The sequence below is a fragment of the Mycolicibacterium sp. P4_G11 genome, assembly GCF_056555145.1.
In genome coordinates this window covers 300,495-326,657 of record NZ_JBFUJW010000005.1, presented here as the reverse complement: position 1 = coordinate 326,657, position 26,163 = coordinate 300,495, and the positions used below count along the sequence as shown (strand labels likewise).

Below are 26,163 nucleotides of genomic sequence, written 5' to 3'. Positions count from 1 at the left end.
GGTGCGAGTCTGCGGACATGGCGCAATTCGACGCGATCGTGGTGGGAGCGGGGCACAACGGACTGGCTTCGGCGGTGATGCTGCAGAAGGCGGGACTGCGCACGCTGTGTCTGGAATCCAAGCTCTACTCCGGCGGCATGGCCTCGACCGTCGAGCTGTTCGACGGCTTCAAGTTCGAGATCGCCGGGTCCGAGCAGTTCCCGACATCTCTCAAGGTGAGCCAGGAGCTGGGCCTCGACGAAGTGCCCAGCGTCGAGCAGGAGGTCATGTCGGTCAACATGCGGGGGATCGGCGACGAGCCGTTCCTCTTCTACTCCGATCCGATGAAGCTGCTCACCCACATGAACGAGCTGCACGGCGCCGAGGCCGTCAACGGCATGGCCGGACTGATGGCCTGGAGCATGGCGCCCGCCCGGGCCCTCGGCCGGTTCGACGCGGGGCTGCCGCCCAAGACCTACGACGAGATGTACGCCTGCGCCACAAACGAATTCGAGCGGTCGGCCATCACCGACATGTTGTTCGGTTCGGTGACCGACGTGCTGGACCGCTACCTGCCGGACAAGGACAAGCACGGCGCCATCCGCGGCATGCTGTCAGTGCTGGCGTGCAACACCACCTACCGCGGCCCGGCCACCCCGGGCAGCGCTGCCGCACTGGCGTTCGGGCTGGCCATCCCCACCGACGGCGCGTCGCTCATGCGAAAGCTCAAGGGCGGCATCGGGGCACTGTCCAAGCACCTCGAGGACACGTTCGTCGCGCACGGCGGTGAGGTCCGGTTGCGCAGCGCCGTCGCCGCCATCACCGTCGACGACGGCCGAGTCACCGGCGTCCGGCTCGAAGGCGGCACGGAAATCGCCGCGCCCGTGGTGGTTTCGTCACTCGCACCGTCGTACACCGTGGACCGGCTGCTCGGCGGCGCCGTGCCCGACGACGTGCGGGCCCGCTACACGCGCGTCGACCACCGGGGCAGCTACCTGCAGATGCACTTCGCGCTCGACGGCATCCCGGAGTTCGACGAGCCCTACGAAATCCTGAACAACCCCGAATTGCAGGGCACCATCGGACTTTTCAGCACTCCGGAAGAACTGCAGCAGCAGTGGGAGGACAGTCGCCGGGGCATCGTGCCTGCCGATCCGTCCATCGCCTGGCAGATTCCGTCGGTGCAGGATCCCGGGCTGGCGCCGCCGGGCAAGCATGCGTCGTCGGCGTTCGCGCTGTGGTTCCCCGTAGGAGAGGAGGCAGGTGATTCCGCCAGTTACGGTTCGATGAAACGTGAGATGGGACAACGGGTCATCGACAAGATCACCCGCGTGGCACCCAACTTCGAGAAGCTGATCCTGCGCCACACCACCTTCACCCCACGGCACATGGAGCGAATGTTCGGTGCCCCCGGAGGCGATTTCTGCCATGGCCTGATCCACCCCGAGCAGATGGGCCCGAACCGGCCCGGCCCGCGCGGCTACCTCGACCAGGAGCTGCCGGTCGACGGCCTGTACCTGGGCGGCGCCGGCTGCCACGGTGGCCCGGCCGTCAACTTCATCCCGGGCTACAACGCCGCCCACGCCGTGCTCAACACCTGACTCCGCTAACAAGGTGGAAACTTCGCCGAAACGGGTTCGGGAACAACGGCGACCTAGTCTGCGGGTATGCGGCCACACCGGCGTTCGGTCCTGCTCGGACAGCTGGTCGCGGACCGGGCTGCGCCGTCACAGCAGGGGGTGTTGAACGAACTGCGCCGTGCGCTCCTCGACGGCGGTGTGCCGCCCGGCACGCCCATCCCGTTGGCCGACGTGGCCGACGTGTTCGGCGTCAGCCAGATTCCGGTGCGGGAGGCGCTCAAAACCCTGATCGGGGAGGGTCTGGTAGAGCATCGGCTCAATTTCGGCTACACGGTGGCCCTGTTGACACCGCAGGAACTGCGCGAAATGTACATCGTGCGTGAGGCTTTGGAGTCGGCGTCGCTGGCAGTCGCCGTGGCCAACGCCTCCGACGCGGACCGCGCGGCTGCGGTCGCGGTCAATGTCAGGCTGCAGCAGGCGATCCGCGACGATGACGCGGGCGCCTACCACCGGCAGAGCCGGGAGTTGCATGCCGCCCTCACCCGGCCGTCGCGCATGCACCGACTGCTGCACATGCTGGAGGCGGCGTGGAATGTCACCGAACCAGTGCAGTCGATGGTGCATGTCAGCCATGACGACCGGGCGGACCTGCATGCCGATCACTGCGCGATGGTCGACGCCTTCGTCGCCGGCGATGCGGAGCGCCTGATCGCCGTCGCGGCGGACCATGCCGTCCGGCTCAACGCGGTGATCGCCAAACTGCCGACAGACACCGGGCTGCTGGCGTAGCCGCGAAACATATATCTTTTCCGCAATTGCCGCATATCTCAGGTGAAACAGCAGGGAAACGTTCCATTCCTAGCGTTTTCCAGCATGACTGACACCCTCGTTCCCAAGGAAATCATGCCACCGGGCGCGGTGGTCGGCGCAGGTGACATCGTCGAGGCCGCCGGCCACCCAGTCGGTGGCGGCGTCATCAAACCGGAGTACGACCCGCGGTTGACCAACGAGGACCTGGCCCCGTTGGGTAAACAGAGCTGGGGCTCCTACAACATCTTCGCATTCTGGATGTCCGACGTGCACAGTGTCGGCGGCTATGTGACGGCGGGCAGCCTGTTCGCGCTGGGCTTGGCCAGTTGGCAGGTGCTGGTGGCGTTGCTGATCGGCATCACCCTCGTCTACTTCCTGTGCAACCTGGTCGCCAAGCCGAGTCAGGTTGCCGGTGTGCCGTACCCGGTGATGTGTCGCACCGCGTTCGGCGTGCTGGGCGCGAACGTGCCGGCCGTCATCCGCGGCCTGATCGCGGTGGCCTGGTACGGCATCCAGACCTACCTGGCGTCGGCCGCCCTGGATGTGGTGCTGCTCAAGCTCTTTCCCGGGCTGGCGCCGTATGCGGACCTCGGCACCCATGGCTTCCTCGGCTTGCCGGTACTGGGCTGGGCCAGCTTCTTGTTGCTGTGGGTGTTGCAGGCCTGCGTCTTCTGGCGCGGCATGGAGGCCATCCGCCGGTTCATCGACTTCTGTGGTCCCGCGGTCTACGTCGTCATGTTCATGCTGTGCGGTTACCTGATCTACAAAGCGGGTTGGGGCGCAATCGATCTGAACCTCGGCGCGGTCAAGTACACGGGCCTCGATTCGATTCCGGTGATGCTCGGCGCGATCGCGCTGGTGGTGTCCTACTTCTCTGGTCCGATGCTCAACTTCGGCGACTTCTCCCGCTACGGCAAGTCGTTCGCCGCGGTCAAGAAGGGCAACTTCCTCGGGCTGCCGGTCAACTTCCTGGTGTTCTCGGTGCTGGTGGTGGTCACCGCGTCGCTGACGCTGCCGGTGTTCGGCGAACTGCTCACCGACCCGGTACAGACAGTGGCCCGCATCGACAGCACGTTCGCAATTGTGTTGGGCGCGTTGACCTTCACCATCGCGACCATCGGCATCAACATCGTCGCCAACTTCATCAGCCCGGCATTCGACTTCTCCAACGTCAGCCCGCAGCGCATCAGCTGGCGTGCCGGCGGCATGATCGCCGCGGTCGGCTCGGTACTGATCACCCCGTGGAACCTCTACAACAACCCCGAGGTAATCCACTACACGCTGGAGATTCTGGGCGCCTTCATCGGCCCACTGTTCGGCGTGCTGCTGGCCGACTTCTACCTGGTTCGTAAGCAGCAGGTGATCGTCGACGACCTGTTCACCATGAACGAGTCCGGAAAGTACTGGTACACAAACGGATACAACAAGGTCGCGGTCATCGCCACCGTGGTCGGCGCGGTGCTCGCGGCGCTTCCGGTGCTCCTCGCGGGTACCGTCTACGGCATGCACACCGCCGCTCAGTACAGCTGGTTCATCGGCTGCGGCGTGGCGTTCGTTCTCTACCGTCTACTGGCTGCGCGCGACCGGTTCGTCGCAAAGTCATTGTCGTGAGCCGGATTTGGGTTATCAACCCCAACACCACGAAATCCATGACCGTCGGGATCGGCCGCTGCGCACAGGCAGTGGCCGGTCCCGGCGTTGACGTCGTTGCCGTGACGTCCGAATGGGGTCCGCCCTCGATCGAAAGTCACTACGACGAGGCCATGAGTGTGCCGGGTCTGCTCGAGATGATCCGGCGCGGTGAGGACGCCGGGGTGGACGGGTACGTGATCGCGTGCTTCGGTGATCCCGGTCTGGACGCGGCCCGAGAGATCGCCACCGGCCCGGTCATCGGCATCGCCGAGGCCGCGATGCAGACCGCCAGCCATCTGGGACGGGGATTCTCGGTGGTGACGACGCTGTCCCGGACCATGGGCCGAGCCGCCGATCTGGCGGAACGCTATGGGATGCAACGGTTCTGCCTGGGCATACACGCCTGCGACATTCCGGTGCTCGATCTGGAGACCGACCCGACGGCGCGCAAGGTCATCACCGAGGCGTGCCGGGAGGCGTTGGAGGCCGACGGCTCCGACGCCATCGTGCTGGGGTGCGCGGGCATGGCCGAGATGTGCGCGGCGATCACCGCCGAGCTGGGGGTGCCAGTGGTCGACGGGGTGAGCGCCGCGACGCTGACGGTGCAGGCCCTGGTGCGGATGGGTCTGCACACCGGCAAACGCGGTGAATTCGCCGCTCCGCCGGTCAAGGAGTACACCGTCCGGCGCGGAGGCTAGCCGGCCGGGTGTACGGCGCGCCAGTGCTCGGCGATCTCGATGCGCCGGGCCAGCCACACCCGTTCGTGGCGCTGCACGTGGTCGAGGAATCGTTCGAGGGCGGCACTGCGGGCCGGTCGGCCGACCAGGCGGCAGTGCAACCCGACGGAGAGCATCTTCGGGCTGCCGCCCAGACCTTCGGCGTAGAGCACGTCGAACGCGTCACGCAGATGCGCGAAAAACTCCTCGCCGTTGGAAAAGCCTGCCGGAGAAGCGAATCGCATGTCGTTGGTGTCCAGCGTGTACGGCACCACAAGATGGTCGGTGTCGGCCACCCGCACCCAGTACGGCAGATCGTCGGCGTAGGAGTCCGAGTCGTAGACGAACCCGCCGTGTTCGACCACCAGCTCGCGAGTGTGTGGTGAGTCCCGGCCGGTGTACCAGCCCAGCGGCGCGGCGCCGGTGAGCTCGGTCAGGATTCGTACCGCTTCGGCCATGTGCTCGCGTTCGGTGTCGCGGTCGGTGAGCTGGTAGGACTTCCACCGCAGACCGTGACAGGCGATCTCGTGCCCGAGTTCGCCGAACGCGGCCAGCGCCTCCGGGTTGCGCTGCAGGGCCCGGGCCACTGCGAAGATGGTCAGCGGGACACCCCGGCGCTCGAAAAGCCTTAGTATCCGCCACAATCCGGCCCGCGAGCCGTACTCGTAGAGCGACTCCATGCTCATGTGCCGGTCGGGGAACGCGTCGGCCGGGGTCATCTCGGACAGGAACGTCTCTGACGTCGGATCCCCGTCCAGCACGTTGTTCTCCGCGCCCTCTTCATAATTGAGGACGAACTGCACCGCAATCACCGCACCCCCGGGCCACTGCGGGTCCGGCGGGGTGCGGCCATAGCCCACCAGATCGCGCGGGTAGCTCACGTGAGCTCCCCGAACAGCCGCAATCGCGCCAATCCTCCGTCCGGATAGATGTCCAGTCGTGCCTCGGACACCACGTCGGCGGTGTCGATGAGGAAGCGGTGGCGTGTGTCTGGCAGCAGTTCGGTGCGGGGCAGGAGTTCGATCCACTGCCCGTCGGCGCGCAATCCGGTCAACGCCGCGGCCCCGGGGCTGTTGCCGATGAAGTAGGACGTATCGATTTCGGCGAGCTGCACCCGGCCCGGTCCGGCCAGCCGGATACGCACCCAGTCGTTGGAGTCGTCGCGACGACGGGCGGTTTCCCAGCCGTCGCCCATCACCTGCGCCTGTCCGGGGAAGATCAGATTCTGCGGCGAGCTGTAGAACCGGTTCGAGCAGTCCAGCACCAGACCGCCGTTCTCCAGCGCCGCGAGGTCCAGGGGGCCGATGCCGAAGAACCGCTTGTCCGGACGGCCCTCACCGTGCACCCGCAGTCGCGCCACCCCACCGTCCGGGTAGATGTTGAGGCGCACATGCGTCCATCGCTGTTCCGAGGAGACCTCGAAGTTGTTGCGCGTGTCCCCGTATGTCCGCGAGCGTTCGATGAGCGGCGCCCAGCCGGGGTCGGTGGCCAGCTGTTCGGCGGTCGGATACCCGTCGACCTCGATGGCGTCGACGGAGACCGCCGGCGGATAGTTGCCTTTGAACCACGCGGTGTCCACCACCACGCCGCGGATGACACCCGGTACACCCAGCCGCACGATCGCCGTGTCGTGGCCGGCGTCGCGGCGGCGCCGGGTCTCCCAACCGTCGTATACCTGTCCCTTGTGCCCGAACGATGCCGGCCGATATGCCGAGGGGCCGGGGGAGATGAGGTTTTCTTTCTCGGCGAACACGTCGTCGTTGGCCCAGATCACCGCCCCACCGAGGCTCCGTAGCGCGAGGTCCGGCAGCCAGGTGAAGTCTGGCAGTGATTCAGTCATGAGAGCTTCCGGTTCTTGAGGTTTCGTAGTACTGCGACGGTAGCGCCGGGCGCGACGGCGAGGACGTCATCGGCACCGAATGCGCCGCAGTCCAGGCCACGCAAGACGACCGCCGCCAACGCCTCGGCGGTCGCGGGTTCATCGACGATCGGGCCGCCGCTGCGGTCCAGGTAGGCCTGCAGCCGTGGCGCCGCGGCGGACATGGCGGCCCGGAAGAACGTGAAGGTGGCCAGCCACCGCGTCACCAGGTGGCCGGGGTGCATGTCCCAGCCCTGGTAGAAGCCGCGCTCGAGTGACCGGGTGACGAGCCGGTGGTGACGCCGGATCGCCTGCACCACTTGATCTTCGGTGCCGACCGGGGCCACCTGCGTCGAGCCGTCGGCAACCCAGACCCCGGTTTGTGCGGCGGCGGTCTGCATCACCACCTTGGCGTGGTCGGCCACCGGGTGATCCAGTGCTTGGTGCTGCGGTGCGATACCGCACGCTGCGCTGTAATCGTATGTGCCGTAATGTAATCCGCTGCACCGTTGGTTGGCGAGTTGGATCGCGCGGGCGAGGGTCGCGGTCCCGTCGGGGCCGAGTACCGCTTGCGGGCTCTCGATCTGCATCTCGAAGCGCAGCGTGTTCTCCGCCAGACCGTGTGCGGTCTCCAGGGCTTCGCACAGCCAAACCGCCGCGGTGACCTGTTCGGCCGCACGCAATTTCGGCACGGTGAAGACGAACCCGTCGATGGCGCCGGTGTCCAGGACCAACTCGAGGGTGCGCAGCGCCCGGGGTCGCTCGGCGGCGGTCAGCCCCTTGATGCGAATCCCGCTGTGGCGCAACCCGAGTGCACGTAGGGTCACCGCCGCCCGTTTCGCGTCACGATCCTCCACATCGTCCCCACGGCGGCCGTAGCCGTCCTCGAAATCCAGCCGCAGATCGGTAATCGGCGCTTCGGCGAGCTGGTCGCGCACCAGCGCCACAGTGGTGGGGTCGCCGAGTTCGGCGAAGACCTCTGCGTGCCGGTCCAGCAGTTCGAGCGCGGCCTGCCCCCATTGCGCGGGAGTGTCGGGAGCGGCGTCGGCCGCGCTGACATAGACGGTGTGTATCGGCTGCACGTCAGCGCTGTCTCCCGGGAACCGCGCTGCAAGGTCGGCGTCGACGCGGGACAACAGGGTGTCGATGCGATGTAGTGCATCCGCGGGGATGCGATGTTGGGGGGCCGACACCTGCCTATCGTGCCGTGCCAACGCGATCTCAGCACGTCGAGTCCACGCCCCCATCGGGGAGCTGATCTAGTCTCGGCACAGCAACGTTGCCAAAGGAGGCCCTATGACCAGCGCCGAACGGATCGACGATCCCTTTGAGGGCTCTGCGCCGGAAACCGCGACGTACACCGGCCCGGAATGGATGGGCAAGGCCAACTGGCATTCGGTCGCAGAGACCTACCTGCTCAAGGCCATGAAGCCGATCATGTTCCTGTTGACCAAGGTGATGCTGGCCATCAACAAGCGGTTTCCGCAGGTCCTGCTGAACCGCGCCTACGACGGTGCCGAGCGCGTCATGCATTGGATGCCGGGCGTGGCCGGTTCTCGGACCGAAAAGGTCGAACTGCCGAACTGCCCGGCGGAATGGGTCTGGAACGAGACCACCCCTCCGGTCGATGGGCGCGTCATCATCTACTTCCACGGGTCGGCGTTCATCGCGCTCGGCATCAACAGCCACCGGCCGCTGGTCAGCCACATCGCCCGCGACAGCGGCGCGCGTGCTCTCAGCGTCGGGTACCGGCTCTGCCCGCGCAACCTCGTCGAGGACGCGGTCGACGACGGCGTCGACGCCTACCGCTACGTGCTGGCGCAGGGCGTGAAGCCGGAGAACATCGTGTTGGCCGGCGACTCTGCCGGTGGCTTCATCGCGGCGATGACCGCCGTCGCGGTGCGCGACCTGGGCCTGACGCCGCCCGCGGGCTGTGTGCTGCTCTCGGCCGCCACCGACAGTGACATGACGCCGAAATATGAAGCAGCCAAACGCATTCCCGACGCCATGTTCCCGATCGACTTCCTGCGGATGATCAGCGAGGTCTTCCTGCTGCGCAATGGTGCCCGCGGCCCGATCCCGTCGCCGGTCGACGCCGACCTGCGCGGCCTGGGTCCGTTCCTGCTGCAGGTGGGATCCGAAGAGGCGCTGCGGCCCGACTCTGAGCTGATGGCCGAGCGGCTCGCAGCGGCGGGAGTGCCGGTGCGGCTGCAGGTCTTCGACCGCGCCGTCCACGTCTTCCAGGCGTTCGCCTTCTCGAACCCCGACGCTCGTCGTGCGGTCCGCGAGGTCACGGAGTTCGTGAAGTCCGTCGCCTGATTCCGCCGAGTGTCGGCTCGTGTTCGAGGATCCGCGAAATCGTCGAACACGAGCCAACATTCGATGCGGTTGACCACAGCCGGGAATGAACCGGCGCCGTGCGGCGGTTGCCTACTCCGTGACTGCCGCTCCCTTCCGTCTTGCCACCGACGCCGCGCTGCTCAAGCCCGTTGAGGTCGGTGACACGCTGGCCACCAACCGTCTGTTCATGGCGCCGCTGACCCGGTCGCGGGCCGACGCCGACGGCACGCCGTCGGATCTGGCGGCCGAGTACTACTCGCAGCGCGCCGTCGCCGGGCTCATCATCTCGGAGGCCACCGCCGTCTCGCGGAGCGCCAACGGCGCCTACATGAACACCCCCGGCATGTACACCGACGGGCATCAGGCGAAGTGGGCCGAGATCGCGCAAGCGGTACACGATGCCGGCGGGAAGATGTTCGTCCAGCTGTGGCACGTCGGCCGCATGGCGCATTCGGAGATCAGCGGTACCACGCCGGTCGCGCCGTCGGCCATCGCCGCCGACATGGTCACCCACACCCCCACGGGCAAGAAGCCGCTGGAGATCCCTCGGGCGCTCGACATCGCGGAGATTCCCGGGATCGTCGCCGACTTCCGTGCCGCCGCGCGCCGCGCGGTCGACGCCGGGATGGACGGCGTGGAGATTCACGGCGCCAACGGTTACCTGCTGCACGAGTTCGCGTCCGATGTGATCAACCAGCGCACCGATTCGTACGGCGGATCACCGGAGAACCGGGCCCGGCTGACCGCCGAGGTCGTCGAAGCGGTCGTGGCCGAGATCGGGCCCGGTCGGGTCGGGCTGCGGATATCTCCCGGGAACCCGGCCGGCGACATGCATGAGGACGACGCGTTCAGCACGTACGAGGCCCTGCTGAACCGGATCGACCCGCTGGGTATCGCCTACCTGCACGTGCTCATCGACCCCACCGAGGGTCTGTTCGGTGCGATCCGCGCGCTGTGGTCGGGGACCTTCGTGCTCAATACGGGTCGGGGTTCAGGCACCGATTTCTGCCAGCTGAACAGCTTCGTCGACCTGGGTGCCGTCAGTGCCGTCGCGGTCGGGCGGTCCTTCCTGGCCAACCCCGACCTGGTCGACCGGCTGATCCTGGGGGCCGAGCTCAATGAGCCTGACGTGGCGACGTTCTACGCGCCGGGTCCCGTCGGCTACACCGACTATCCGACCCTCACCGAGGCTGTCGCTTAACTCGCGGCGCAATGGCCACTTATTGCACGTCAGGTCGTCCAGAACGTGCAGTAGGTGGCCTTTTGCGTTCCTCTGGTCACTCTCCCAACCACCTGGTTGGGAGGGCCTGTTACGCTTCCGGGCAGGGGACCGTCGACCTGCTGGTGGGCGCACCCACAACCCCATCTCAATAGGACCTGGAGCAAACACATGTCCGAAGAAGCCTTCATCTATGAGGCCATTCGCACGCCCCGTGGCAAGCAGCGCAACGGTGCACTGAACGAGGTCAAGCCGGTCAACCTCATCGTCGGCCTGATCGACGAAATGCGTCGCCGCAATCCCGACCTCGACGAGAACCTGATCAGCGACGTCATCATGGGCGTCGTCTCGCCCGTCGGCGACCAGGGCGGCGACATCGCCCGCACCGCCGCTCTCGTGGCCAAGCTGCCCGAGACCACCGGTGGTTTCCAGCTCAACCGCTTCTGCGCCTCCGGCCTGGAGGCCGTGAACCTGGCCGCCCAGAAGGTCCGTTCCGGCTGGGACGACCTGGTGTACGCCGGTGGCGTCGAGTCCATGAGCCGCGTCCCGATGGGTTCGGACGGCGGCGCGTGGGCCGGTGACCCCGAGACCAACTACCGCATCGGCTTCGTCCCACAGGGCATCGGCGCCGACCTGATCGCCACCATCGAGGGCTTCTCGCGCGAAGACGTCGACGCCTACGCGGTGCGCTCGCAGGAGAAGGCCGCCGCGGCCTGGTCCGGCGGCTACTTCGCCAAGTCGGTCATCCCGGTCAAGGACCAGAACGGCCTGACCATCCTGGACCACGACGAGCACATGCGTCCCGGCACCACCGTCGAGAGCCTCGGCAAGCTGAACTCCGCATTCGCGGGTCTGGGCGCCATGGGCGGTTTCGACGACGTGGCGCTGCAGAAGTACCACTACGTCGAGAAGATCAACCACGTCCACCACGGTGGCAACAGCTCGGGCATCGTCGACGGTGCCGCGCTGGTGCTGATCGGTTCGGAGGCCGCCGGCAAGTCGCAGGGCCTGACCCCGCGCGCCCGCATCGTGGCCACCGCCACCAGCGGTGCCGACCCGGTCATCATGCTGACCGGCCCCACCCCGGCCACCAAGAAGGTCCTGGACCGCGCCGGCCTGACGGTCGACGACATCGACCTCTTCGAAATCAACGAGGCCTTCGCCTCGGTGGTGCTCAAGTTCCAGAAGGACCTGAACATCCCGGACGAGAAGCTGAACGTCAACGGTGGCGCCATCGCGATGGGCCACCCGCTGGGCGCCACCGGCGCCATGATCACCGGAACCATGGTCGACGAGCTCGAGCGCCGCGGTGCCAAGCGTGCCCTGGTCACGCTGTGTATCGGCGGCGGCATGGGCGTTGCCACCATCATCGAGCGCGTCTAGGGAGATTGAAAAACAATGGCTGAGAAGACAATTCAGTGGGACAAGGATGCCGACGGCATCGTCACCCTGACGATGGACGACCCGACCGGTTCGGCCAACGTGATGAACGAGCACTACAAGGAGTCGATGCACTACGCGGTGCAGAGCCTGCTTGCTGAGAAGGACTCCATCACCGGCGTCGTCATCACCAGCGCGAAGAAGACCTTCTTCGCCGGTGGCGACCTCAAGGGCATGATGCAGATCGGTCCGGACGACGCCGGCGAGGCGTTCTCGATGGTCGAGGACATCAAGGCCGACCTGCGCGCCCTGGAGACCCTGGGCAAGCCCGTCGTCGCCGCCATCAACGGCGCCGCCCTCGGCGGTGGCCTGGAGATCGCCCTCGCGTGCCACTACCGCATCGCGGCGGACGTCCGCGGCAGCCAGATCGGCCTGCCCGAGGTCACCCTGGGCCTGCTGCCCGGCGGTGGCGGCGTCGCCCGCACCGTCCGCATGTTCGGCATCCAGAAGGCCTTCATGGAGGTCCTGAGCCAGGGCACCCGGTTCACCCCGGCCAAGGCGCAGGCCACCGGCCTGGTCAACGAGCTCGTCGACACCGTCGAGGAACTGATCCCCGCCGCCAAGGCATGGATCAAGGCCAACCCCGAGGGCGGCGTGCAGCCGTGGGACGTCAAGGGCTACAAGATGCCCGGCGGCACCCCGTCGAGCCCGGGCCTGGCCGGCATCCTGCCGTCGTTCCCGGCTCTGCTGAAGAAGCAGCTCAAGGGTGCTCCGATGCCCGCGCCGCGCGCCATCCTGGATGCCGCCGTCGAGGGTGCGCAGGTCGACTTCGACACCGCGTCGCGCATCGAGAGCCGCTACTTCACCACCCTGGTCACCGGCCAGACCGCGAAGAACATGATCCAGGCGTTCTTCCTGGACCTGCAGGCCATCAACGGCGGCGCCTCGCGTCCGCAGGGCATCGCCAAGCAGGACATCAAGAAGATCGGTGTCCTCGGCGCGGGCATGATGGGCGCCGGTATCGCCTATGTGTCGGCCAAGGCCGGCTACGAGGTCGTCCTCAAGGACGTCACGCAGGAAGCCGCCGACAAGGGCAAGAACTACTCCGAGAAGATCGAGGCCAAGGCCCTCGAGCGTGGCAAGACCACTCAGGAGAAGTCCGACGCGCTGCTGGCCCGGATCACCCCGACCGCCGACCCGCAGGATCTCAAGGGCGTCGACTTCGTCATCGAGGCCGTGTTCGAGAACCAGGAACTCAAGCACAAGGTGTTCCAGGAGATCGAGGACATCGTCGAGCCGAACGCGCTGCTCGGCTCGAACACCTCCACCCTGCCGATCACCGGTCTCGCGACCGGCGTGAAGCGCCAGGAGGACTTCATCGGTATCCACTTCTTCAGCCCCGTCGACAAGATGCCGTTGGTGGAGATCATCAAGGGCGAGAAGACCTCTGACGAGGCGCTGGCCCGGGTGTTCGACTACACCCTGGCCATCAAGAAGACCCCGATCGTCGTCAACGACAGCCGTGGCTTCTTCACCTCGCGCGTGATCGGCACCTTCGTCAACGAGGCGCTGGCCATGCTGGGCGAGGGCGTCGCGCCCGCGTCCATCGAGCAGGCCGGTTCGCAGGCCGGTTACCCGGCGGCGCCGCTGCAGCTTTCGGATGAGCTCAACCTGGAGCTCATGCACAAGATCGCCGTGGCTTCCAAGGAGGGCGTCGAGGCCGAGGGTGGCACCTACGTCGGGCACCCGGCCGAGGCTGTCGTCGAGAAGATGATCGAGCTCGGTCGCCCGTCGCGCCTGAAGGGTGCGGGCTTCTACGAGTACACCGACGGCAAGCGGACCCAGCTGTGGCCGGGTCTGAAGGACGCCTTCAACTCGGGCTCGGTCGAACTGCCGCTGCAGGACATGATCGACCGCATGCTGTTCGCCGAGGCGCTGGAGACCCAGAAGTGCATCGACGAGGGCGTGCTGACCTCGACCGCTGACGCGAACATCGGCTCGATCATGGGTATCGGCTTCCCGCCGTACACCGGTGGTTCGGCTCAGTTCATCGTCGGCTACCAGGGCGAGCTCGGCGTCGGCAAGGAAGCCTTCGTGGCCCGGGCCAAGGAACTGGCCGCCAAGTACGGCGACCGCTTCCTGCCGCCGGCTTCGCTGGAGAGCTAGCCTCTTAGCGCAAGCAGTCGCGAAAACCCCCAAATCCTCAGGGATTTGGGGGTTTTTGCGTTTCTGGTGTGGTGCTGCACACGTGATTGTTGACAGCGAGCTTTGGCGCGGGGCATAGTTACGCCTGCCATATAGTATGGCTAACGTACTAAATCCGATTGAGGAGTGATCACCTTGGCTGTCCAGATTCGCGAACTGCACCACATCGGCCTCGGCATGGGAAGCGCAAAGGCCGACGAAGCCAACGACTACTACCGCGATGTGCTCAACCTGACCCAGGACGGCGGCCGCTGGCACATCCCGGGCATCCATGGCTACTTCCTGGATGTCCCGAGCGATGTCCAGATTCACCTGCTGGGCAGCGACGGGCCGTCGCCCTACAGCCAGGGGCCCGGCAAGGATCCGGTCGAGAACCACATCGCGCTCGCGGTCGACGACGTCGCCGAAGCCGAGGCGGAGCTGGGCCGGTTGGGTGTGGACTACTTCGTGCTCGACAACGTCGCGTCACCCGAGTTGAAGCAACTGTTCCTTCGAGACCCCGCGAACAACCTCGTGGAGATCCATCAAATCGGGCAGTGCCGGTGCCGCAAGAGCCGGCGGTAGCGAGTTCAGGCTTTCCCCAACGGATTACGAGACAGCTCAGGAGACCGACATGCTCTTCGATATCGACGCCATGGACGTGAAACCGCGCTACAATCTACTGGCTTCGCTCATCGTTCCTCGCCCGATCGCCTGGGTCACCACCGTCGACCAGTCGGGCCGAGTGAACGCGGCGCCCTTCTCGTTCTTCAATCTCATGTCCGGCACGCCCCCGGTGGTGGTGCTCGGCATCGGCAATCGCGATGGCGCGCCGAAGGACACCGCCCGCAACATCGTCGACACGGGCGAGTTCGTCATCAATCTCGTCACCGCAGAGCTGATCGACGCGATGAACGTCACGGCGATCGACTTCGACGCCGAGGTCGACGAAACCCGCGAGGCCGAGCTGGAAACCGTTGCGTCCCATGCCGTGACGCCACCTCGGCTTGCTGCCAGCCCAGTTGCGTTGGAGTGCGTGTTCACTCAAACGGTGCCACTGGGACAGGGCCGCAATCTGCTCGTCGGCGCGGTGGCGTATGCCCACGTCCGCGACGACGTCGTCATCGATGCCGGCCGCGGGCATATCGACGCGACCCGGCTGAACATCGTCGCGCGCATGCACGGGGGAGGCTGGTACACCGCGACCTCCCCCTTTCGCCTCGATCGAATTACGTTGGGCGACAGAAAGTCTCAGTCTTCGGGGGCCGAGGCTGCGGGCGCTTTCATATGAAGCCACAGTTTGTCGAGAATGCGCTGCAGGTCCTTGCGGTCACGTTCGCTCAGCACATCGACCAGCTCGCCGCACGCCTGCTCGAAGATCGGTACCGCCTCGGCGGCCAGTTCTTCCCCTTCGGGGGTGATTCGGACCGGCGTGCTGCGGCGGTCCGTGGCATGGCGGGTCCGCGTCACGAGCTTCCGGTTTTCCAGCCAGTCGATGAGCCCGGTCGCGCTGGCCTTCGTGATACCGAAGTACTCCGAGAGCCCGCTCGGTGTTTGGCGAACACGCCATTCCTCTTCGGGCTGGGTGAGTTGCGCCGCGAAGATCATCAGGACATCGAGTTTGGCCTCCGAGATGTGCAGGCGTTCGAGCTTTCGATTCACCGCGGCGATGACGTCGTCGGCCAACCACAGCAGGGACAGCCCCAGCCTGGCCGCACTCACATCCTTCGACGGATCGGAGCCCCGCATGAGGTCGAGCACGGGCTGCATAGCTTCCGGCGCAGTGAGTTTGACGCGGGCGGCCGAGGGGCTGCGACGACCGTTGGGGCTGCTGCTCTGCGACCGGCTCATGGCGACAGTCTATGAGCCAGACAATAAGGCTACCGAACCGAATCGCCGTGCTGGAACGTCCGGCAATCGACCAGAGGGATCACCACACGTGATGTACATGGTGCAGGCACAACATGTTTGGCGGGCCGGCGCCCGTAGGCACGGTGACATCTCGTGCTGAGCGCAGACACCGTGGCGGCGGTGGCCGCCCAACTCGAGGCCGCGCAGGTGAACCGCCAGCAGATACCGCAGGTCTCCCGCGCCTACCCGCAGATGGACATCGACGACGCGTATGCGGTGCAACAAGCGTGGATGCGGCACAAGATCGCCGCCGGGCGCGAGGTGCGTGGGCACAAGATCGGTCTCACCTCTCGGGCCATGCAACGATCGTCGAACATCGAGGAGCCCGACTACGGCGTGCTCCTCGACGACATGTTCTTCGAAGACGGATCCGAGCTGCCGGCCGACCGCTTCATCGTCCCCCGCGTCGAGGTGGAACTCGCCTTCATCCTCGACCACGCGCTCGCCGGGCCACACTGCACCACCGTCGACGTGCTGGACGCCACGCGTTACGTCATGCCGGCCCTCGAGATCATCGATGCCCGTATCGAACAGGTCGATCGAGAAACCGGCCGAACCCGGACAGTGCTCGACACCATTTCCGACAATGCGGCCAACGCGGCGGTCGTGCTCGGCGGAAATCCTGTCCGCCCCAACGCTATCGACCTTCGCTGGGTCAGCGCCCTGTGTTATCGCAACGCGGGAATCGAAGAAACCGGCGTAGCGGCAGGCGTCCTGAACCACCCTGCCGTGGGGGTTGCCTGGCTGGCCAACAGGCTGGGTGCCCGCGGCGTGACACTGCAACCGGGCGACGTCGTCCTCTCGGGCTCGTTCACTCGTCCCGTTCCAGCCCGCCCCGGCGACAGCTTCCATGTCGACTACGGACCGCTCGGATCCATCTCCTGCCGATTCGGCACTTCCGGCGAAAGTGCAAGCCATGAAAGCTGATTGGTTCACGGGTGGTTCGGGCGGGGGACCGGCTTTTGGCCTGTGGCTGGGGCTGGCCAACTCCTACAGCGCAGAACTGTGCGCAACCCTGGGTTTCGACTGGCTCCTCATCGACGGAGAGCACGCGCCCAATACCCTGCAAACCGTTCTCCACCAGTTGCAGGCAATCTCCGGAGCCACGAGCACTGCCGTGGTGCGCACACCGACCACCGACGCCGACACCATCAAGCGCTACCTCGACATCGGCGCACGGCACCTGCTGCTGCCGATGATCGACAGCGGGAAGCAGGCGCGAGACGCCGTCGCCGCCTCGAGATACCCGCCGCATGGAACCCGGGGTGTCGGAAGCGCTCTCGCGCGCGCGTCCGAATGGGGTACGCAGGAGGACTACCTCGCGACGGCGAATGCCGGTCTTCGCCTCATCGCGCAGATCGAGACTCCCGCAGCGGTCGCCGCCGTCGACGACATCGCGAGAACCGACGGGATCGACGCCATCTTCGTCGGCTTGTCAGACCTCGCCGCCACCATGGGGCACCTCGGCCGGCCGGCGCATCCCGACGTCCAGAGTGCCTTCGCCCACGTGGTCGCTCGTGCTCGTCACGCGGGGAAACCCGTTGGCACACTTGCCACCAATCCGACGCTCGCCCGGTCCGCCGAACAGTACGGGTGCGGCTTCATCGCCGTGGGTACGGACGTCGGGCTGCTTGTCGGCGGTGGTCGCCAGCTCCTGGCTCGGGCGCGGGGCGTGGTGGACCGGCCACCCGCGACGAGTGGGTACTGAGCGCCTCAGCGCGCGGGGTTCGAATACACGCGCGTCGGTGAGATCAGCACCGCGGCGCGACCCTCGTCGCGCATGACGCGGTCGTAGGTGTCCCAGTCGTCGTGCGTCCCGCCGGCGGCGGTGAAGACGTTGCGCAACAACACTCTCAGGGTCTCGGCGTCGGTGTCGGAAGGGCCGATGACCTCCGCGGTGCCTTCCACCGTCAGCCACTGCCACCCCGCGTGCGCGACGACCGAGGTGCGCGGATCGGCGCGCAGATTGCGCAGCTTGCGGGTGGACCCGATCGCGACGAGCGCGACGACCGGCTCCCCGGTGTTCGGGTGCGGCATCACGCCGGCATTGACGACCGAGGACTGGATGCTGCCGTCATCGCGCAGGGTGTTCAGCACACACAGGCCGTGATCACGTGCGGACAGCTCGGTGAAACCAGAAAGGTCGGTCATGGAGTCCTCAATCCGCCACATCAAATGCGGCAATGACTTTTGTGGGTTTGACCCGCACCACGAGCTCGCCGGGTACGCCGTTGCGCCGGCCGAATTCGTCGGCGCGGTCGGCGCCCATGTATCGGCCGCCGGTACGGGTGGCGATGTCGAGAAGCTCGTCGGGATCTTCGCTGATCGACACGACGCCCTGAACTTGGACGAACGCATAGGGCGGGGACGTGTCATCGACACATAACACCACCCGTGGGTCGCGTGCCAGCGCTCGTCCCTTGGCGGTGTTCTTGTCGGTGTTGAACACCAACTCGCCGTTGTCCACGACGAACCACACGGGTGCGGCCAACGGCCGGCCGTCGGCGGCAACCCAGCCGAGCACCGCGGTGCGGGTGCCCTCGGAGAGGAAAGCGATCACATCGTCGGAAAGTTCGCCCATGCGGCCACGCTACGCCCGGACGCCGTCGGCCTGATTCCGGCGGCTGACCGCGCAGACTCAGGTGCGCCGCCGCGCGAACAGGTAGTACCGCGCCGGGTTCTTGCCATTGTGGTCCAACCCCGGCTCGTCGCCGCTGTCCAGCAGCGTCCACCCGAGCGCGAACCGTCGCTGCACCTCCGCCGGATCGATCCCCGGCACCCCGAACGAGGCGTCCGGGACGAACGCGACGATCAGCAGCCGCGCGTCCGGGGCCGCGACCGCGGTCACCTCACCCACGTAGGCGTCGCGGTCGTCGGCACTCATCCCGTGCAGGCAACCGTTGTCCACGATCAGCGTGAAATCCGCGCCGATGCCCTGACCGGTGAGCCGGGTGGCGTCGGCCTGGTCGAACCGCACCGTTCCCGGTGCGGAGTCGGCCCGCTTGGCGGCCTTGGCCCGCGCCTTCTGTACTGCGGTCGCGACGTAGTCCACTCCGGTGACGTCCCAGCCGAGCCCGGCCAGATACAGCGCGTTGTCGCCGGTGCCGCAACCGATGTCGAGCGCGGTGCCCGGGGTCAGGGCAGCGTCACCCTCGACCAGCTCACGCAGGCTGGTGGCTAGCGGATGACCGTCCCACGGAGTGAATCCGAGCCGGTAGAAGACCCGGAACAAGCGCTGCCGGGACGACATGGCATCACAGCGCCCCGAGGTCGGCCGACAGCCAGTGCTTCGGGTCGACGGTGACGGTCACGCTCGCGCCATGCTCGCGCCGGGCCATCTCCAGATACGCCGGGGCCTTCTCTTCACCGAGGTACCGGACGGCCATCTCGACCAACTGCTCGTCGGTACCTGGCTCGATGCTGAGCACCGGACCGTCGACGGCGACGTAGCGGACCGTCGGATCCAGACGCTCGGCCATCAGCGACAGGTGCCCCGCCGCCTCGATCAGTTTGTGCTTGCGGGAGCCGAGCCCGGTCAGCAGCCACAGCTTGCCGCCGGGCGTGTACTGGTACCAGATCGGCACCGTCAGGGGGCCGCGGTCTGCGCCGGCGTTGACCGACAGTGCCCCGATGTGTGGTTCGGCCAGAAACTTTTCGCGTTCATCCTTGGAAAGCGCCATGGGATCCAACGTAGCGAAAATGAGTGACACCGCAGCGGCTTCCGCCACACGCGATGACGTCAGTTCGGCAGCGGCATGGTGTCGTACAGCCTGACGCCCTTCTCATTGAGCCGGGCCAGCCGCTGCGTCAGGCCGCTCGGCAACAACGAGACAGTGCGTGCGGCGCCGAGGAGTGCCCTTGTGCCCCAATGTGATCCGGGCACGACGGTCTTCGCGTTGACCCGCGCCATGGTGCGGCTGCCTGCCACCGGAGCGGCCATGGTCCGTTCGTAGGCGGCGAACGCGGCAGTGTGGTCGCCGCGTGCCGTGATCAGGGCGTGCGCCAGGACGTACGCCCCGTACACCGCCAGGCTGGTACTGCCACCGACCGCGGGCCCCGGGCAATATCCGGCGTCGCCGACCAGCGTGACGCGCCCACGCGACCAGGTGCTCATCTCCAGTTGGGTGATCGCGTCGAAATAGAACGCCGGAGTACGGTCCGTTTCCTGCAGCCAGTAGTCGACTTCGGGCGCCAGCCCGGCGAACGCCGCCCGCAGCTGCCGCTGTTGGCCGGCGACGTCGCGGTAGTGGTAGTCCAAGGGCTGCTGCGTCCGGAACATGAAGACCGCGCGAGCGTCGTCGAGATGGTCGGCGGTATAGATCATGGCGATCCGCCGGGGCGCCAGATATCCGCTCATCTCACCTTTGGGCGCAAGCACTTTCGGCACAGAGACCACCGCCAGGTACCCGCCGAGGAACCGTTCCCGCACCTGATCGCCGAAGGTCAGTCGGCGCACTCCAGAGTGCAGGCCGTCAGCGCCGATCACCAGGTCGTACCGTTCCGGGGCGCCGTGCTCGAACGTCACCTCTCCGGCGTCGGTGATGGACGTGATCTGGTCTCCGAAGCGGAACTCGGCGTCGTCGCGGACGGCGTCGTAGTAGGCCTCGCTGAGGTCGTCCCGCATGATCTCGACATGCCGGTCGGACATGGCCGCGAGGAGCTTGACGTAGTCGACGTTTGTCCACCGGGTGCTGGGCGGGCGGTTGAGGGCGAGCATGGTGGTCCCGGTGGCGCGCGACTCGATGCGGTCCAACACGCCCATGCGCTCGGAGATCTCCATCGCCGGCCGGAACAGGTCGACGGCATGGCCGCCGGTCTTGCGCAGCGCGGGCGCGCGTTCGACCACCGTCACGTCGAATCCGTTGCGGGACAGCCAGTAGGTCAGGACCGGGCCGGCGATGCTGGCGCCGGAGATGAGCACCTTCATGGGGTTCCTCCGTGTTTACTTAACGGTCGGTAAGTAGATGTCCGGTCAGCTTACCGCCCGTTAAGTAAGTTAGGGTGGTTACGTGGCGAGACCCCCTTCCGAGACACGGCTGCGCATCCAGGACGTGGCGCGCGAGCTATTCAGTCAGAAGGGCGTGCAGCGGACCAGCCTGCAGGACATCGCCAACCGGCTCGGTATCAGTAAACCCGCGCTGTACTACCACTTCAGTTCGCGCGAGGACCTGGTGCGCAGCATCCTGCAGCCGCTGGTCGACGAGGGTGAGGAGTTCGTGGCCGCCCAGGAACGCCTGCGCGGGTCTGCCCGGGCCACGCCCCGCGAGCTGCTGCAGGGCTACTTCGACTTCCACTACCGGCACCGCGCCGATCTGTTGCTGATCGTCACCGACCTGACCACGCTCGCGGATCTGGGGCTGATCGACGCCATGCTGGCCTGGCGCGACCGGCTCGGCAAGCTGGTCTTCGGACGCCGGCCGACGCTGGAACAGTCCACGCGCGCCGTCATCGCTTTCGGCGGCCTGCAGGACTGTTGCCTGCAGTTCCCGGACGTCCCGGCCGACCAGCTGAGACGGGCGACGGTCGACGGCGCGATGGCCGCGCTCGGGCTGCCGGACTGAGGGCCGTCGCGTCGACCACAGCTGGCCAGGATGTCGCATTCAGAACCCCGCAAGGCGGCGTCGGTACGATTGCCCCATATCGGTCTGAGCGATCGACGTCGAACGCAACGGAGAGTGCCTGTTGGAGATCCCCTTTGTCGGGCCACTGACGCTGTCCGGGTTCTCCAGTGCGTGGTTCTTCCTCTATCTGATCGCCGTCATCGGGGCCGTCGCGATTTACCTGCTGCTGCGCAAGGCGCGGCGCAAGCGGGTGCTGCGGTTCGCCAACACCGAGCTGCTGGAGCAGGTCGTCGCGGCCCGTCCGAAGACGCAGTCGCGGTGGCGGCATGTGCCGGCGGTGTTGCTGGTGACCTCGCTGGTGCTGCTCACCACCGCTATGGCCGGACCGACCCACGACATCCGGATTCCGCGTAACCGCGCCGTCGTCATGCTCGTCATCGACGTCTCCGAGTCGATGATCGCCACGGACGTCAAACCCAGCCGCATCGAGGCGGCGAAAAGCGCAGGCAAGACGTTCGTGAAGGGCCTGACCAACGGGATCAGCGTCGGCCTGGTCCAGTTCTCCTCCAGCGCAACGATGTTGGTGGCCCCGACCAGTGATCACGACGTCGTGGCGCGAACCATCGAGACTCTGGAGCCGTCACCCCGCACCGCGACCGGCGAAGGCATCTTCACGGCGTTGCAGGCCATCGCCACCCTCGATGCGGTGATGGGTGGCGGTGACGGTCCGCCGCCTGCCCACATCGTGTTGATGTCGGACGGTAAGGAAACCGTGCCGGCGGACCCGAACGACCCGCGCGGCGCCCTGACGGCGGCGCGGGCGGCCAAGGACCAGGACGTCGTGATCTCGACGATCTCGTTCGGTACGCCGTCGGGCGTCATCACCTACGAGGGTCAGGAAGTGCCGGTCCCGACCGACGACCTGTCGCTGCAGAAGATCGCGAAGGTGACCGGCGGCGAGTCGTTCCGCGCCGAGACCCTCGACCAGCTGACCCGCGTCTACGCCAATCTGCAGGAGCAGATCGGCTACCAGACCATCCGCGGCGACGCCAGCGGCAGCTGGACGCGAGTCGGATTCTTCGTGCTGGTGTTGGCGTTGTTCGCGGGCCTGAAGATCAACAACCGCCTGCCGGGCTGAGCCATGGACCGCCGGTTGATCGCGGTGTCGCTTGCGGCGCTGGTCGTGGCCGGCTGCGCCAACACCGAGCCCGGGCAGGCCGAGAAGCAGGGCGGCGGGCCGCCGTCGTCCGCCGTAGACGCGACCCTGCTCGGCAGCGGGAACTTCCCGGTGACGCCGACACCTCCGCTGGGCACGGCGGGAGCGGCGTCCACCGGGGCGCAGATCGATGCGCGGCGGATGGCCGACGACGTCGTCGGGCCCTGGGAGATCGATCCGCAGATGGTGCTGCCAGGTGAATCGCGGGCCGTCGTGATCACCGGAGCACCGGCCCTCGGCACGATCCTGCCCGCCGCCGTGGCGAGCACCGTCACCGCCCACCACATGCTGTACGGCTTCGCATCAGACCGGCAGGACCCTGACCAGTGGCGGTTGATGAACGGCGTCCTGCGGTTCCCCGACCCCGCCGCCGCCGTTGCGGCGGCCGCGGATCTGGCCGGTGCGGTCGCCGGGCTGTCGCCGACGGTGAATCACCCGGTACCGATCGCCGGGCGTCCGGACGCGCGCGCCACGACCTACAGCTCGAACCTGAACACCGGCCCGGATCAGCCGGTCACGCTGTACTCGTTCACGCCGCACGGTCCGTATGTCCTCACCCAGCTGGTTTACGGGCCGGACCAGGACGATGCCGCGGCGGCCGTCGGCGCTGTGTTGGACGCGCAAATGCCGCGCATCGACGAGTTCGTGCCGACCGACCCGGCGAAGCTGCCGACGCTTGCCGTGGATCCGTCAGGCTTGCTGTCGCACACCATGTCGCCGCCGACTTTCCCTGATCCGCCGTCCTCGCGGCTGCCGGACGCCAAGATTGGCAGCTACCTGCCGCGGGCCGCGCTGCACTTTCAGGACGAGCCGACCGGCGCCGCACCGTTGTTCGCGGCTGCGGGCCTGCAGGAGATGACCTACAACCAGACGATCGTCTATCGCGTGAAAGATGCGGCGGCCGCGAAGAAACTGGTCGATGACCTGGCCGACCTCAGCGCGCGCGTCGAGGTGTCGGCGCATCCGGCCAATGCCGTCGATTTCCTGCCGGGCAGCCGGTGCGTGCAATCCGAGATCGACCCGACGATGACCAACGGTTCGATGTTCTATTGCTTTGCGGCGCTGAACAATACCGTCATCGCAGTGCGCAATGCCGATGCCACCGGGGCGCGTCAGGAGACGGCGGCGCAGTACAAGATGCTGCTGGCCCCGTAGGGCCGCGGGCTGATCAGCGTCCCGGCATGGTCTTGCCGATGGCGCTACCTGACGTGGCATCGGTGTTCTGGTACTTGGTCGCCGCGGTGCGCAGTGAGTCGGCGTACCCCGTGACCGCCTTCCCGAGGTTCTGGCCGTCGGTGTTCAGCAGCGGGCCGACGCGTTGGCAGGCGGCCCCGGTCGCGAGCCCGGACATGCCGGACGCGGCCGAATTCAGCGGCTCGCCCGGCTTGAGCTCGCCGACGGCGGAACCGCACGACGCCATGGTGCTCGCCGCGGTTGTCAGGACCTGCGGGTCGACGCGCAATTCGGGTGCCACTTCTTCAGCCTAAGGCCGCGGCGGCGTGGTCTCCGACGCTGTTTCTTTGCCCCGTTTGATCGTCGTACGGCCTAAAGTCGGGGCCATGCGCTTCGGATTGTTCATCCCGCAAGGTTGGCGTCTCGATCTGGTGGGGATCGCTCCGCAGGACCAATGGCAGGTGATGCGCGACCTCGCCGCGTACGCCGACGCCGGACCGTGGGATTCGCTGTGGGTGTACGACCATTTCCACACCGTGCCGATGCCGACCGCAGAGGCCACGCACGAGGCGTGGACGCTGATGGCGGCCTACGCGGCGACCACCAATCGCATCAAGCTGGGCCAGATGTGCACGGCGATCAGCTACCGCAACCCCGCATATCTGGCGAAGGTCGCCGCGACCACCGACATCATCTCCGGCGGCCGCGTCCAGATGGGCATCGGCGGCGGCTGGTACGAACATGAGTGGCGCGCTTACGGTTACGGTTTCCCGTCGGCCGGGGTGCGGCTGGCGCGGCTCGACGAAGGCGTGCAGATCATGCGCGCGGCCTGGCGCGACGGCGTGGTGAGCTTCGACGGCAAGCACTACCAGGTCGACGGTGCCATCGTGCAGCCCAAGCCGTTGCAGGCCGGCGGGATTCCGCTGTGGATCGCGGGCGGCGGGGAGAAGGTGACGCTCCGGATCGCCGCGAAGTACGCGCAGTACACCAACTTCACCTCCGAGCCCGCCGGTTTCGCGCACAAATCCGAAGTGCTGCAACAACATTGCCGCGAGGTCGGCACCGACTACGACAGTATCGTCAGATCGGCCAACTTCAACGTCGTGATCGGTGACTCCGAGGCCGACGTCGCGGCCCGCATCGCGCGCATCCGCGAGCGGCAGGTCGCTGTCGCGCATGAGGCTGCCGTCGACGCGATGGTCAAGAACCTGACCTCGCCCGACTCTGCCTGCGGGACAACCGAACAGGTCATCTCGAAGCTGCAGAAGATCAAAGATCTCGGGTGTGAGTACGCGATCCTGTATTTCCCGGAAGCCGCGTACGACCGGTCGAGCATCGAGGCATTCGAGCGCGAAGTCATTCCCGCGCTGAGTGACTAACCGGCATGAATGGCTTCCTGGTCGACGCCCCGCCGCTGCCGCCGCCGGTGTGGGTCGAACAGTTCTGGGGCGACCTCACATTCCTGCACTGGCCGGTCGACCCGGCGACCGTCGCGCACCTGTATCCGCCCGGCACCGAGCCGGACGTGTTCACCGACGGGCTGACGTACGTCGGCCTGATCCCGTTCGTCATGCACCGCTCCGCGGTGGCCGGCAGGGTGCCGCTGCCGTACTTCGGCGCCTTCGCCGAAACCAACGTGCGGCTGTACTCGGTGGACGCCGCGGGCCGGCACGGCGTGCTGTTCCGGTCGCTGGAGACGACGCGGCTGGCGGTCGTCGGGATGACGCGGCTCGGCATGGGCGTGCCGTACACCTGGGCCAGGCTGCGGGTCGCCCGCACCGGTGACCGGATCACCTATACGGGCACGCGCCGGTGGCCGGAGCGGGGCCTGCGCAGCCTCGCGGAACTGGCGATCGGTGAGCCCGTCGAACCCACGGCGTTGGAGGTGTGGCTGACGGCTCGGTGGGGCGCGCACACCCGCAAGGCAGGCCGGACGTGGTGGGTCCCCAATGCGCATCCGACCTGGCCGCTACGGCAGGCCGAACTGATCGAGCTGACCGACGATCTGGTGCCCGCCAGTGGTGTGGTGCCGGTGGGGCCGCCGTTGCGCGCGCTGTTCTCGCCGGGCGTGCAGGCCCGTTTCGGGCGGCCCACCGCGCTCCGCTGACCTTTACCCGAAGGTGTCTGATTCCGGTCCGGAAGATGAACGGTTGGTAGCGCAAAGGTGCAGTCTCGGTGATCATTGCGCCATGTTGCCGACGATGCGCGAAACCGGACGCCGAGCCGCCCCGGTGCCGATCCCCTCCAATGCCACGGCCACCCGGCGCACGGTGCGCCAGGGCGTCGTGAGCGGCCGGCCGCGCGTCGATACGCAGCCCCGTCCCGCCCACCGCGCCGACCTGGCGCAATCACGCCTGTTCGCGGCGCTGTTGCTGGACGAGATCGCCGATCTGGAAGACCAGATGACGTTGGTGGAGCGGCGATCCCGACGTGCGCAAGGCACCGCGGCAGCGGGGTCGGAGCTTCCGTCGGACACTCTGCTCGCACTGCGTCGGCGACTCATGGAGGTGCAGCGGATGCTCGACGCACTGGGCCGTCGCTTCCCCAACGAGGGGGATTCGCTGCGCGTGATTTAAACCGCCAAACGGTTCCGGTGGGCATTGC

General features: G+C 66.9%; 28 protein-coding genes. 18 read left to right on the top strand and 10 right to left on the bottom strand.

Annotated elements, in window-relative coordinates:
- The first annotated feature begins 17 nt into the window (after positions 1 to 17).
- From AC1U2B_RS12820 to AC1U2B_RS12805, 4 genes are all read left to right on the top strand, one after another.
- Positions 18 to 1,580, top strand: coding sequence for a phytoene desaturase family protein (locus tag AC1U2B_RS12820; protein WP_480217087.1), 1,563 nt, complete (start codon positions 18 to 20; stop codon positions 1,578 to 1,580).
- Positions 1,581 to 1,646: 66 nt separating this feature from the next.
- Positions 1,647 to 2,348, top strand: coding sequence for a GntR family transcriptional regulator (locus AC1U2B_RS12815; RefSeq protein WP_480217086.1), 702 nt, complete (start codon positions 1,647 to 1,649; stop codon positions 2,346 to 2,348).
- An 84-nt stretch (positions 2,349 to 2,432) separates the two neighbouring features.
- Positions 2,433 to 3,980 (top strand): NCS1 family nucleobase:cation symporter-1, encoded by a 1,548-nt coding sequence (locus AC1U2B_RS12810; RefSeq protein WP_480217085.1) that lies wholly within the window; start codon positions 2,433 to 2,435, stop codon positions 3,978 to 3,980.
- Positions 3,977 to 4,699 (top strand): aspartate/glutamate racemase family protein, encoded by a 723-nt coding sequence (locus AC1U2B_RS12805; RefSeq protein WP_480217084.1) that lies wholly within the window; start codon positions 3,977 to 3,979, stop codon positions 4,697 to 4,699. Before AC1U2B_RS12810 ends, AC1U2B_RS12805 begins: the two co-directional genes overlap by 4 nt.
- Here AC1U2B_RS12805 and puuE read toward each other — a convergent pair.
- The 3 genes from puuE to AC1U2B_RS12790 are packed head-to-tail and all read right to left on the bottom strand — an operon-like array spanning position 4,696 to position 7,768.
- Positions 4,696 to 5,598, bottom strand: coding sequence for an allantoinase PuuE (gene puuE, locus AC1U2B_RS12800; RefSeq protein ID WP_480217083.1), 903 nt, complete (start codon positions 5,596 to 5,598; stop codon positions 4,696 to 4,698). The genes AC1U2B_RS12805 and puuE overlap by 4 nt on opposite strands.
- Entirely contained in the window at positions 5,595 to 6,557 is a 963-nt protein-coding gene (alc, locus tag AC1U2B_RS12795; protein WP_480217082.1) for an allantoicase, read from the bottom strand. Before alc ends, puuE begins: the two co-directional genes overlap by 4 nt.
- Positions 6,554 to 7,768 (bottom strand): DUF6986 family protein, encoded by a 1,215-nt coding sequence (locus tag AC1U2B_RS12790; protein ID WP_480217081.1) that lies wholly within the window; start codon positions 7,766 to 7,768, stop codon positions 6,554 to 6,556. The genes alc and AC1U2B_RS12790 overlap by 4 nt, the downstream gene beginning before the upstream one ends.
- A 103-nt stretch (positions 7,769 to 7,871) precedes the next feature.
- Between AC1U2B_RS12790 and AC1U2B_RS12785 the strand changes: the two genes are divergently transcribed.
- The 6 genes from AC1U2B_RS12785 (at position 7,872) to AC1U2B_RS12760 (ending at position 14,989) form a co-directional block, all read left to right on the top strand.
- On the top strand, positions 7,872 to 8,894 hold the full coding sequence (locus AC1U2B_RS12785; protein ID WP_480217080.1) for an alpha/beta hydrolase: 1,023 nt from the start codon (positions 7,872 to 7,874) through the stop codon (positions 8,892 to 8,894).
- Between the two features lie 85 nt (positions 8,895 to 8,979).
- A complete protein-coding gene (locus AC1U2B_RS12780) occupies positions 8,980 to 10,116 on the top strand; it encodes an alkene reductase (protein WP_480217079.1) in 1,137 nt (378 codons plus the stop codon).
- 189 nt (positions 10,117 to 10,305) lie between these two features.
- Positions 10,306 to 11,517 carry an acetyl-CoA C-acetyltransferase gene (locus tag AC1U2B_RS12775; protein WP_043390495.1) on the top strand — a complete coding sequence of 404 codons (1,212 nt, stop codon included), beginning with the start codon at positions 10,306 to 10,308 and terminating at the stop codon, positions 11,515 to 11,517.
- 15 nt (positions 11,518 to 11,532) lie between these two features.
- Entirely contained in the window at positions 11,533 to 13,680 is a 2,148-nt protein-coding gene (locus AC1U2B_RS12770; protein ID WP_480217078.1) for a 3-hydroxyacyl-CoA dehydrogenase NAD-binding domain-containing protein, read from the top strand.
- Positions 13,681 to 13,845: 165 nt separating this feature from the next.
- Entirely contained in the window at positions 13,846 to 14,283 is a 438-nt protein-coding gene (locus tag AC1U2B_RS12765) for a VOC family protein (protein ID WP_480217077.1), read from the top strand.
- A 49-nt stretch (positions 14,284 to 14,332) separates the two neighbouring features.
- Positions 14,333 to 14,989, top strand: coding sequence for a flavin reductase family protein (locus AC1U2B_RS12760; protein WP_480217076.1), 657 nt, complete (start codon positions 14,333 to 14,335; stop codon positions 14,987 to 14,989).
- On the opposite strand, the gene AC1U2B_RS12755 is transcribed toward AC1U2B_RS12760, so the two are convergent.
- Complete coding sequence (locus AC1U2B_RS12755; protein WP_480217075.1) at positions 14,950 to 15,549, bottom strand: MarR family winged helix-turn-helix transcriptional regulator; 600 nt, start codon at positions 15,547 to 15,549, stop codon at positions 14,950 to 14,952. The genes AC1U2B_RS12760 and AC1U2B_RS12755 overlap by 40 nt on opposite strands.
- Positions 15,550 to 15,702: 153 nt before the next feature.
- On the opposite strand from AC1U2B_RS12755, the gene hpaH reads away from it, so the two are divergent.
- The gene (gene hpaH / locus AC1U2B_RS12750) at positions 15,703 to 16,536 is read left to right on the top strand and encodes a 2-oxo-hept-4-ene-1,7-dioate hydratase (protein ID WP_480217074.1); all 834 of its coding nucleotides are present in this window, start codon (positions 15,703 to 15,705) and stop codon (positions 16,534 to 16,536) included.
- Positions 16,526 to 17,317 carry an HpcH/HpaI aldolase family protein gene (locus tag AC1U2B_RS12745; protein WP_480217073.1) on the top strand — a complete coding sequence of 264 codons (792 nt, stop codon included), beginning with the start codon at positions 16,526 to 16,528 and terminating at the stop codon, positions 17,315 to 17,317. Before hpaH ends, AC1U2B_RS12745 begins: the two co-directional genes overlap by 11 nt.
- A 5-nt stretch (positions 17,318 to 17,322) precedes the next feature.
- On the opposite strand, the gene AC1U2B_RS12740 is transcribed toward AC1U2B_RS12745, so the two are convergent.
- The 5 genes from AC1U2B_RS12740 to AC1U2B_RS12720 are packed head-to-tail and all read right to left on the bottom strand — an operon-like array spanning position 17,323 to position 20,536.
- The gene (locus tag AC1U2B_RS12740) at positions 17,323 to 17,760 is read right to left on the bottom strand and encodes a TIGR03618 family F420-dependent PPOX class oxidoreductase (RefSeq protein ID WP_480217072.1); all 438 of its coding nucleotides are present in this window, start codon (positions 17,758 to 17,760) and stop codon (positions 17,323 to 17,325) included.
- A 7-nt stretch (positions 17,761 to 17,767) separates the two neighbouring features.
- Positions 17,768 to 18,190 carry a PPOX class F420-dependent oxidoreductase gene (locus AC1U2B_RS12735; RefSeq protein ID WP_480217071.1) on the bottom strand — a complete coding sequence of 141 codons (423 nt, stop codon included), beginning with the start codon at positions 18,188 to 18,190 and terminating at the stop codon, positions 17,768 to 17,770.
- Positions 18,191 to 18,247: 57 nt separating this feature from the next.
- On the bottom strand, positions 18,248 to 18,859 hold the full coding sequence (locus tag AC1U2B_RS12730) for a class I SAM-dependent methyltransferase (RefSeq protein ID WP_480217070.1): 612 nt from the start codon (positions 18,857 to 18,859) through the stop codon (positions 18,248 to 18,250).
- Between the two features lie 4 nt (positions 18,860 to 18,863).
- The gene (locus tag AC1U2B_RS12725; RefSeq protein WP_480217069.1) at positions 18,864 to 19,289 is read right to left on the bottom strand and encodes a pyridoxamine 5'-phosphate oxidase family protein; all 426 of its coding nucleotides are present in this window, start codon (positions 19,287 to 19,289) and stop codon (positions 18,864 to 18,866) included.
- Positions 19,290 to 19,348: 59 nt separating this feature from the next.
- The gene (locus tag AC1U2B_RS12720; protein ID WP_480217068.1) at positions 19,349 to 20,536 is read right to left on the bottom strand and encodes an FAD-dependent monooxygenase; all 1,188 of its coding nucleotides are present in this window, start codon (positions 20,534 to 20,536) and stop codon (positions 19,349 to 19,351) included.
- A gap of 82 nt (positions 20,537 to 20,618) precedes the next feature.
- On the opposite strand from AC1U2B_RS12720, the gene AC1U2B_RS12715 reads away from it, so the two are divergent.
- The 3 genes from AC1U2B_RS12715 to AC1U2B_RS12705 all read left to right on the top strand — a co-directional run bounded on the left by AC1U2B_RS12715 (position 20,619) and on the right by AC1U2B_RS12705 (position 23,541).
- Positions 20,619 to 21,170, top strand: coding sequence for a TetR/AcrR family transcriptional regulator (locus tag AC1U2B_RS12715; RefSeq protein WP_480217067.1), 552 nt, complete (start codon positions 20,619 to 20,621; stop codon positions 21,168 to 21,170).
- A gap of 121 nt (positions 21,171 to 21,291) precedes the next feature.
- Positions 21,292 to 22,308, top strand: a complete 1,017-nt coding sequence (locus AC1U2B_RS12710) for a VWA domain-containing protein (RefSeq protein ID WP_043390508.1) — start codon at positions 21,292 to 21,294, stop codon at positions 22,306 to 22,308.
- Positions 22,309 to 22,311: 3 nt separating this feature from the next.
- A complete protein-coding gene (locus AC1U2B_RS12705) occupies positions 22,312 to 23,541 on the top strand; it encodes a DUF7373 family lipoprotein (protein ID WP_480217066.1) in 1,230 nt (409 codons plus the stop codon).
- 13 nt (positions 23,542 to 23,554) lie between these two features.
- On the opposite strand, the gene AC1U2B_RS12700 is transcribed toward AC1U2B_RS12705, so the two are convergent.
- Positions 23,555 to 23,860, bottom strand: coding sequence for a type VII secretion target (locus AC1U2B_RS12700; protein WP_480217065.1), 306 nt, complete (start codon positions 23,858 to 23,860; stop codon positions 23,555 to 23,557).
- A gap of 85 nt (positions 23,861 to 23,945) precedes the next feature.
- On the opposite strand from AC1U2B_RS12700, the gene AC1U2B_RS12695 reads away from it, so the two are divergent.
- From AC1U2B_RS12695 to AC1U2B_RS12685, 3 genes are all read left to right on the top strand, one after another.
- The gene (locus tag AC1U2B_RS12695; RefSeq protein WP_480217064.1) at positions 23,946 to 24,938 is read left to right on the top strand and encodes an LLM class F420-dependent oxidoreductase; all 993 of its coding nucleotides are present in this window, start codon (positions 23,946 to 23,948) and stop codon (positions 24,936 to 24,938) included.
- Positions 24,939 to 24,943: 5 nt separating this feature from the next.
- Entirely contained in the window at positions 24,944 to 25,666 is a 723-nt protein-coding gene (locus AC1U2B_RS12690) for a YqjF family protein (RefSeq protein WP_480217063.1), read from the top strand.
- Positions 25,667 to 25,748: 82 nt separating this feature from the next.
- Positions 25,749 to 26,135, top strand: coding sequence for a hypothetical protein (locus tag AC1U2B_RS12685; protein WP_260933440.1), 387 nt, complete (start codon positions 25,749 to 25,751; stop codon positions 26,133 to 26,135).
- Positions 26,136 to 26,163: the final 28 nt, after the last annotated feature.

Bases quoted from the DNA above. Each gene is read 5' to 3' on its own strand.
- AC1U2B_RS12740 (WP_480217072.1), bottom strand. From the start codon at position 17,760: ATGACCGACCTTTCTGGTTTCACCGAGCTGTCCGCACGTGATCACGGC.
- AC1U2B_RS12705 (WP_480217066.1), top strand. From the start codon at position 22,312: ATGGACCGCCGGTTGATCGCGGTGTCGCTTGCGGCGCTGGTCGTGGCC.
- AC1U2B_RS12820 (WP_480217087.1), top strand. From the start codon at position 18: ATGGCGCAATTCGACGCGATCGTGGTGGGAGCGGGGCACAACGGACTG.
- AC1U2B_RS12725 (WP_480217069.1), bottom strand. From the start codon at position 19,289: ATGGCGCTTTCCAAGGATGAACGCGAAAAGTTTCTGGCCGAACCACAC.
- AC1U2B_RS12760 (WP_480217076.1), top strand. From the start codon at position 14,333: ATGCTCTTCGATATCGACGCCATGGACGTGAAACCGCGCTACAATCTA.
- AC1U2B_RS12785 (WP_480217080.1), top strand. From the start codon at position 7,872: ATGACCAGCGCCGAACGGATCGACGATCCCTTTGAGGGCTCTGCGCCG.
- AC1U2B_RS12685 (WP_260933440.1), top strand. From the start codon at position 25,749: ATGTTGCCGACGATGCGCGAAACCGGACGCCGAGCCGCCCCGGTGCCG.
- AC1U2B_RS12810 (WP_480217085.1), top strand. From the start codon at position 2,433: ATGACTGACACCCTCGTTCCCAAGGAAATCATGCCACCGGGCGCGGTG.
- AC1U2B_RS12775 (WP_043390495.1), top strand. From the start codon at position 10,306: ATGTCCGAAGAAGCCTTCATCTATGAGGCCATTCGCACGCCCCGTGGC.
- AC1U2B_RS12720 (WP_480217068.1), bottom strand. From the start codon at position 20,536: ATGAAGGTGCTCATCTCCGGCGCCAGCATCGCCGGCCCGGTCCTGACC.
- AC1U2B_RS12730 (WP_480217070.1), bottom strand. From the start codon at position 18,859: ATGTCGTCCCGGCAGCGCTTGTTCCGGGTCTTCTACCGGCTCGGATTC.
- AC1U2B_RS12735 (WP_480217071.1), bottom strand. From the start codon at position 18,190: ATGGGCGAACTTTCCGACGATGTGATCGCTTTCCTCTCCGAGGGCACC.
- AC1U2B_RS12690 (WP_480217063.1), top strand. From the start codon at position 24,944: ATGAATGGCTTCCTGGTCGACGCCCCGCCGCTGCCGCCGCCGGTGTGG.
- AC1U2B_RS12770 (WP_480217078.1), top strand. From the start codon at position 11,533: ATGGCTGAGAAGACAATTCAGTGGGACAAGGATGCCGACGGCATCGTC.
- AC1U2B_RS12745 (WP_480217073.1), top strand. From the start codon at position 16,526: ATGAAAGCTGATTGGTTCACGGGTGGTTCGGGCGGGGGACCGGCTTTT.
- AC1U2B_RS12815 (WP_480217086.1), top strand. From the start codon at position 1,647: ATGCGGCCACACCGGCGTTCGGTCCTGCTCGGACAGCTGGTCGCGGAC.
- AC1U2B_RS12780 (WP_480217079.1), top strand. From the start codon at position 8,980: ATGAACCGGCGCCGTGCGGCGGTTGCCTACTCCGTGACTGCCGCTCCC.
- AC1U2B_RS12755 (WP_480217075.1), bottom strand. From the start codon at position 15,549: ATGAGCCGGTCGCAGAGCAGCAGCCCCAACGGTCGTCGCAGCCCCTCG.
- alc (WP_480217082.1), bottom strand. From the start codon at position 6,557: ATGACTGAATCACTGCCAGACTTCACCTGGCTGCCGGACCTCGCGCTA.
- AC1U2B_RS12695 (WP_480217064.1), top strand. From the start codon at position 23,946: ATGCGCTTCGGATTGTTCATCCCGCAAGGTTGGCGTCTCGATCTGGTG.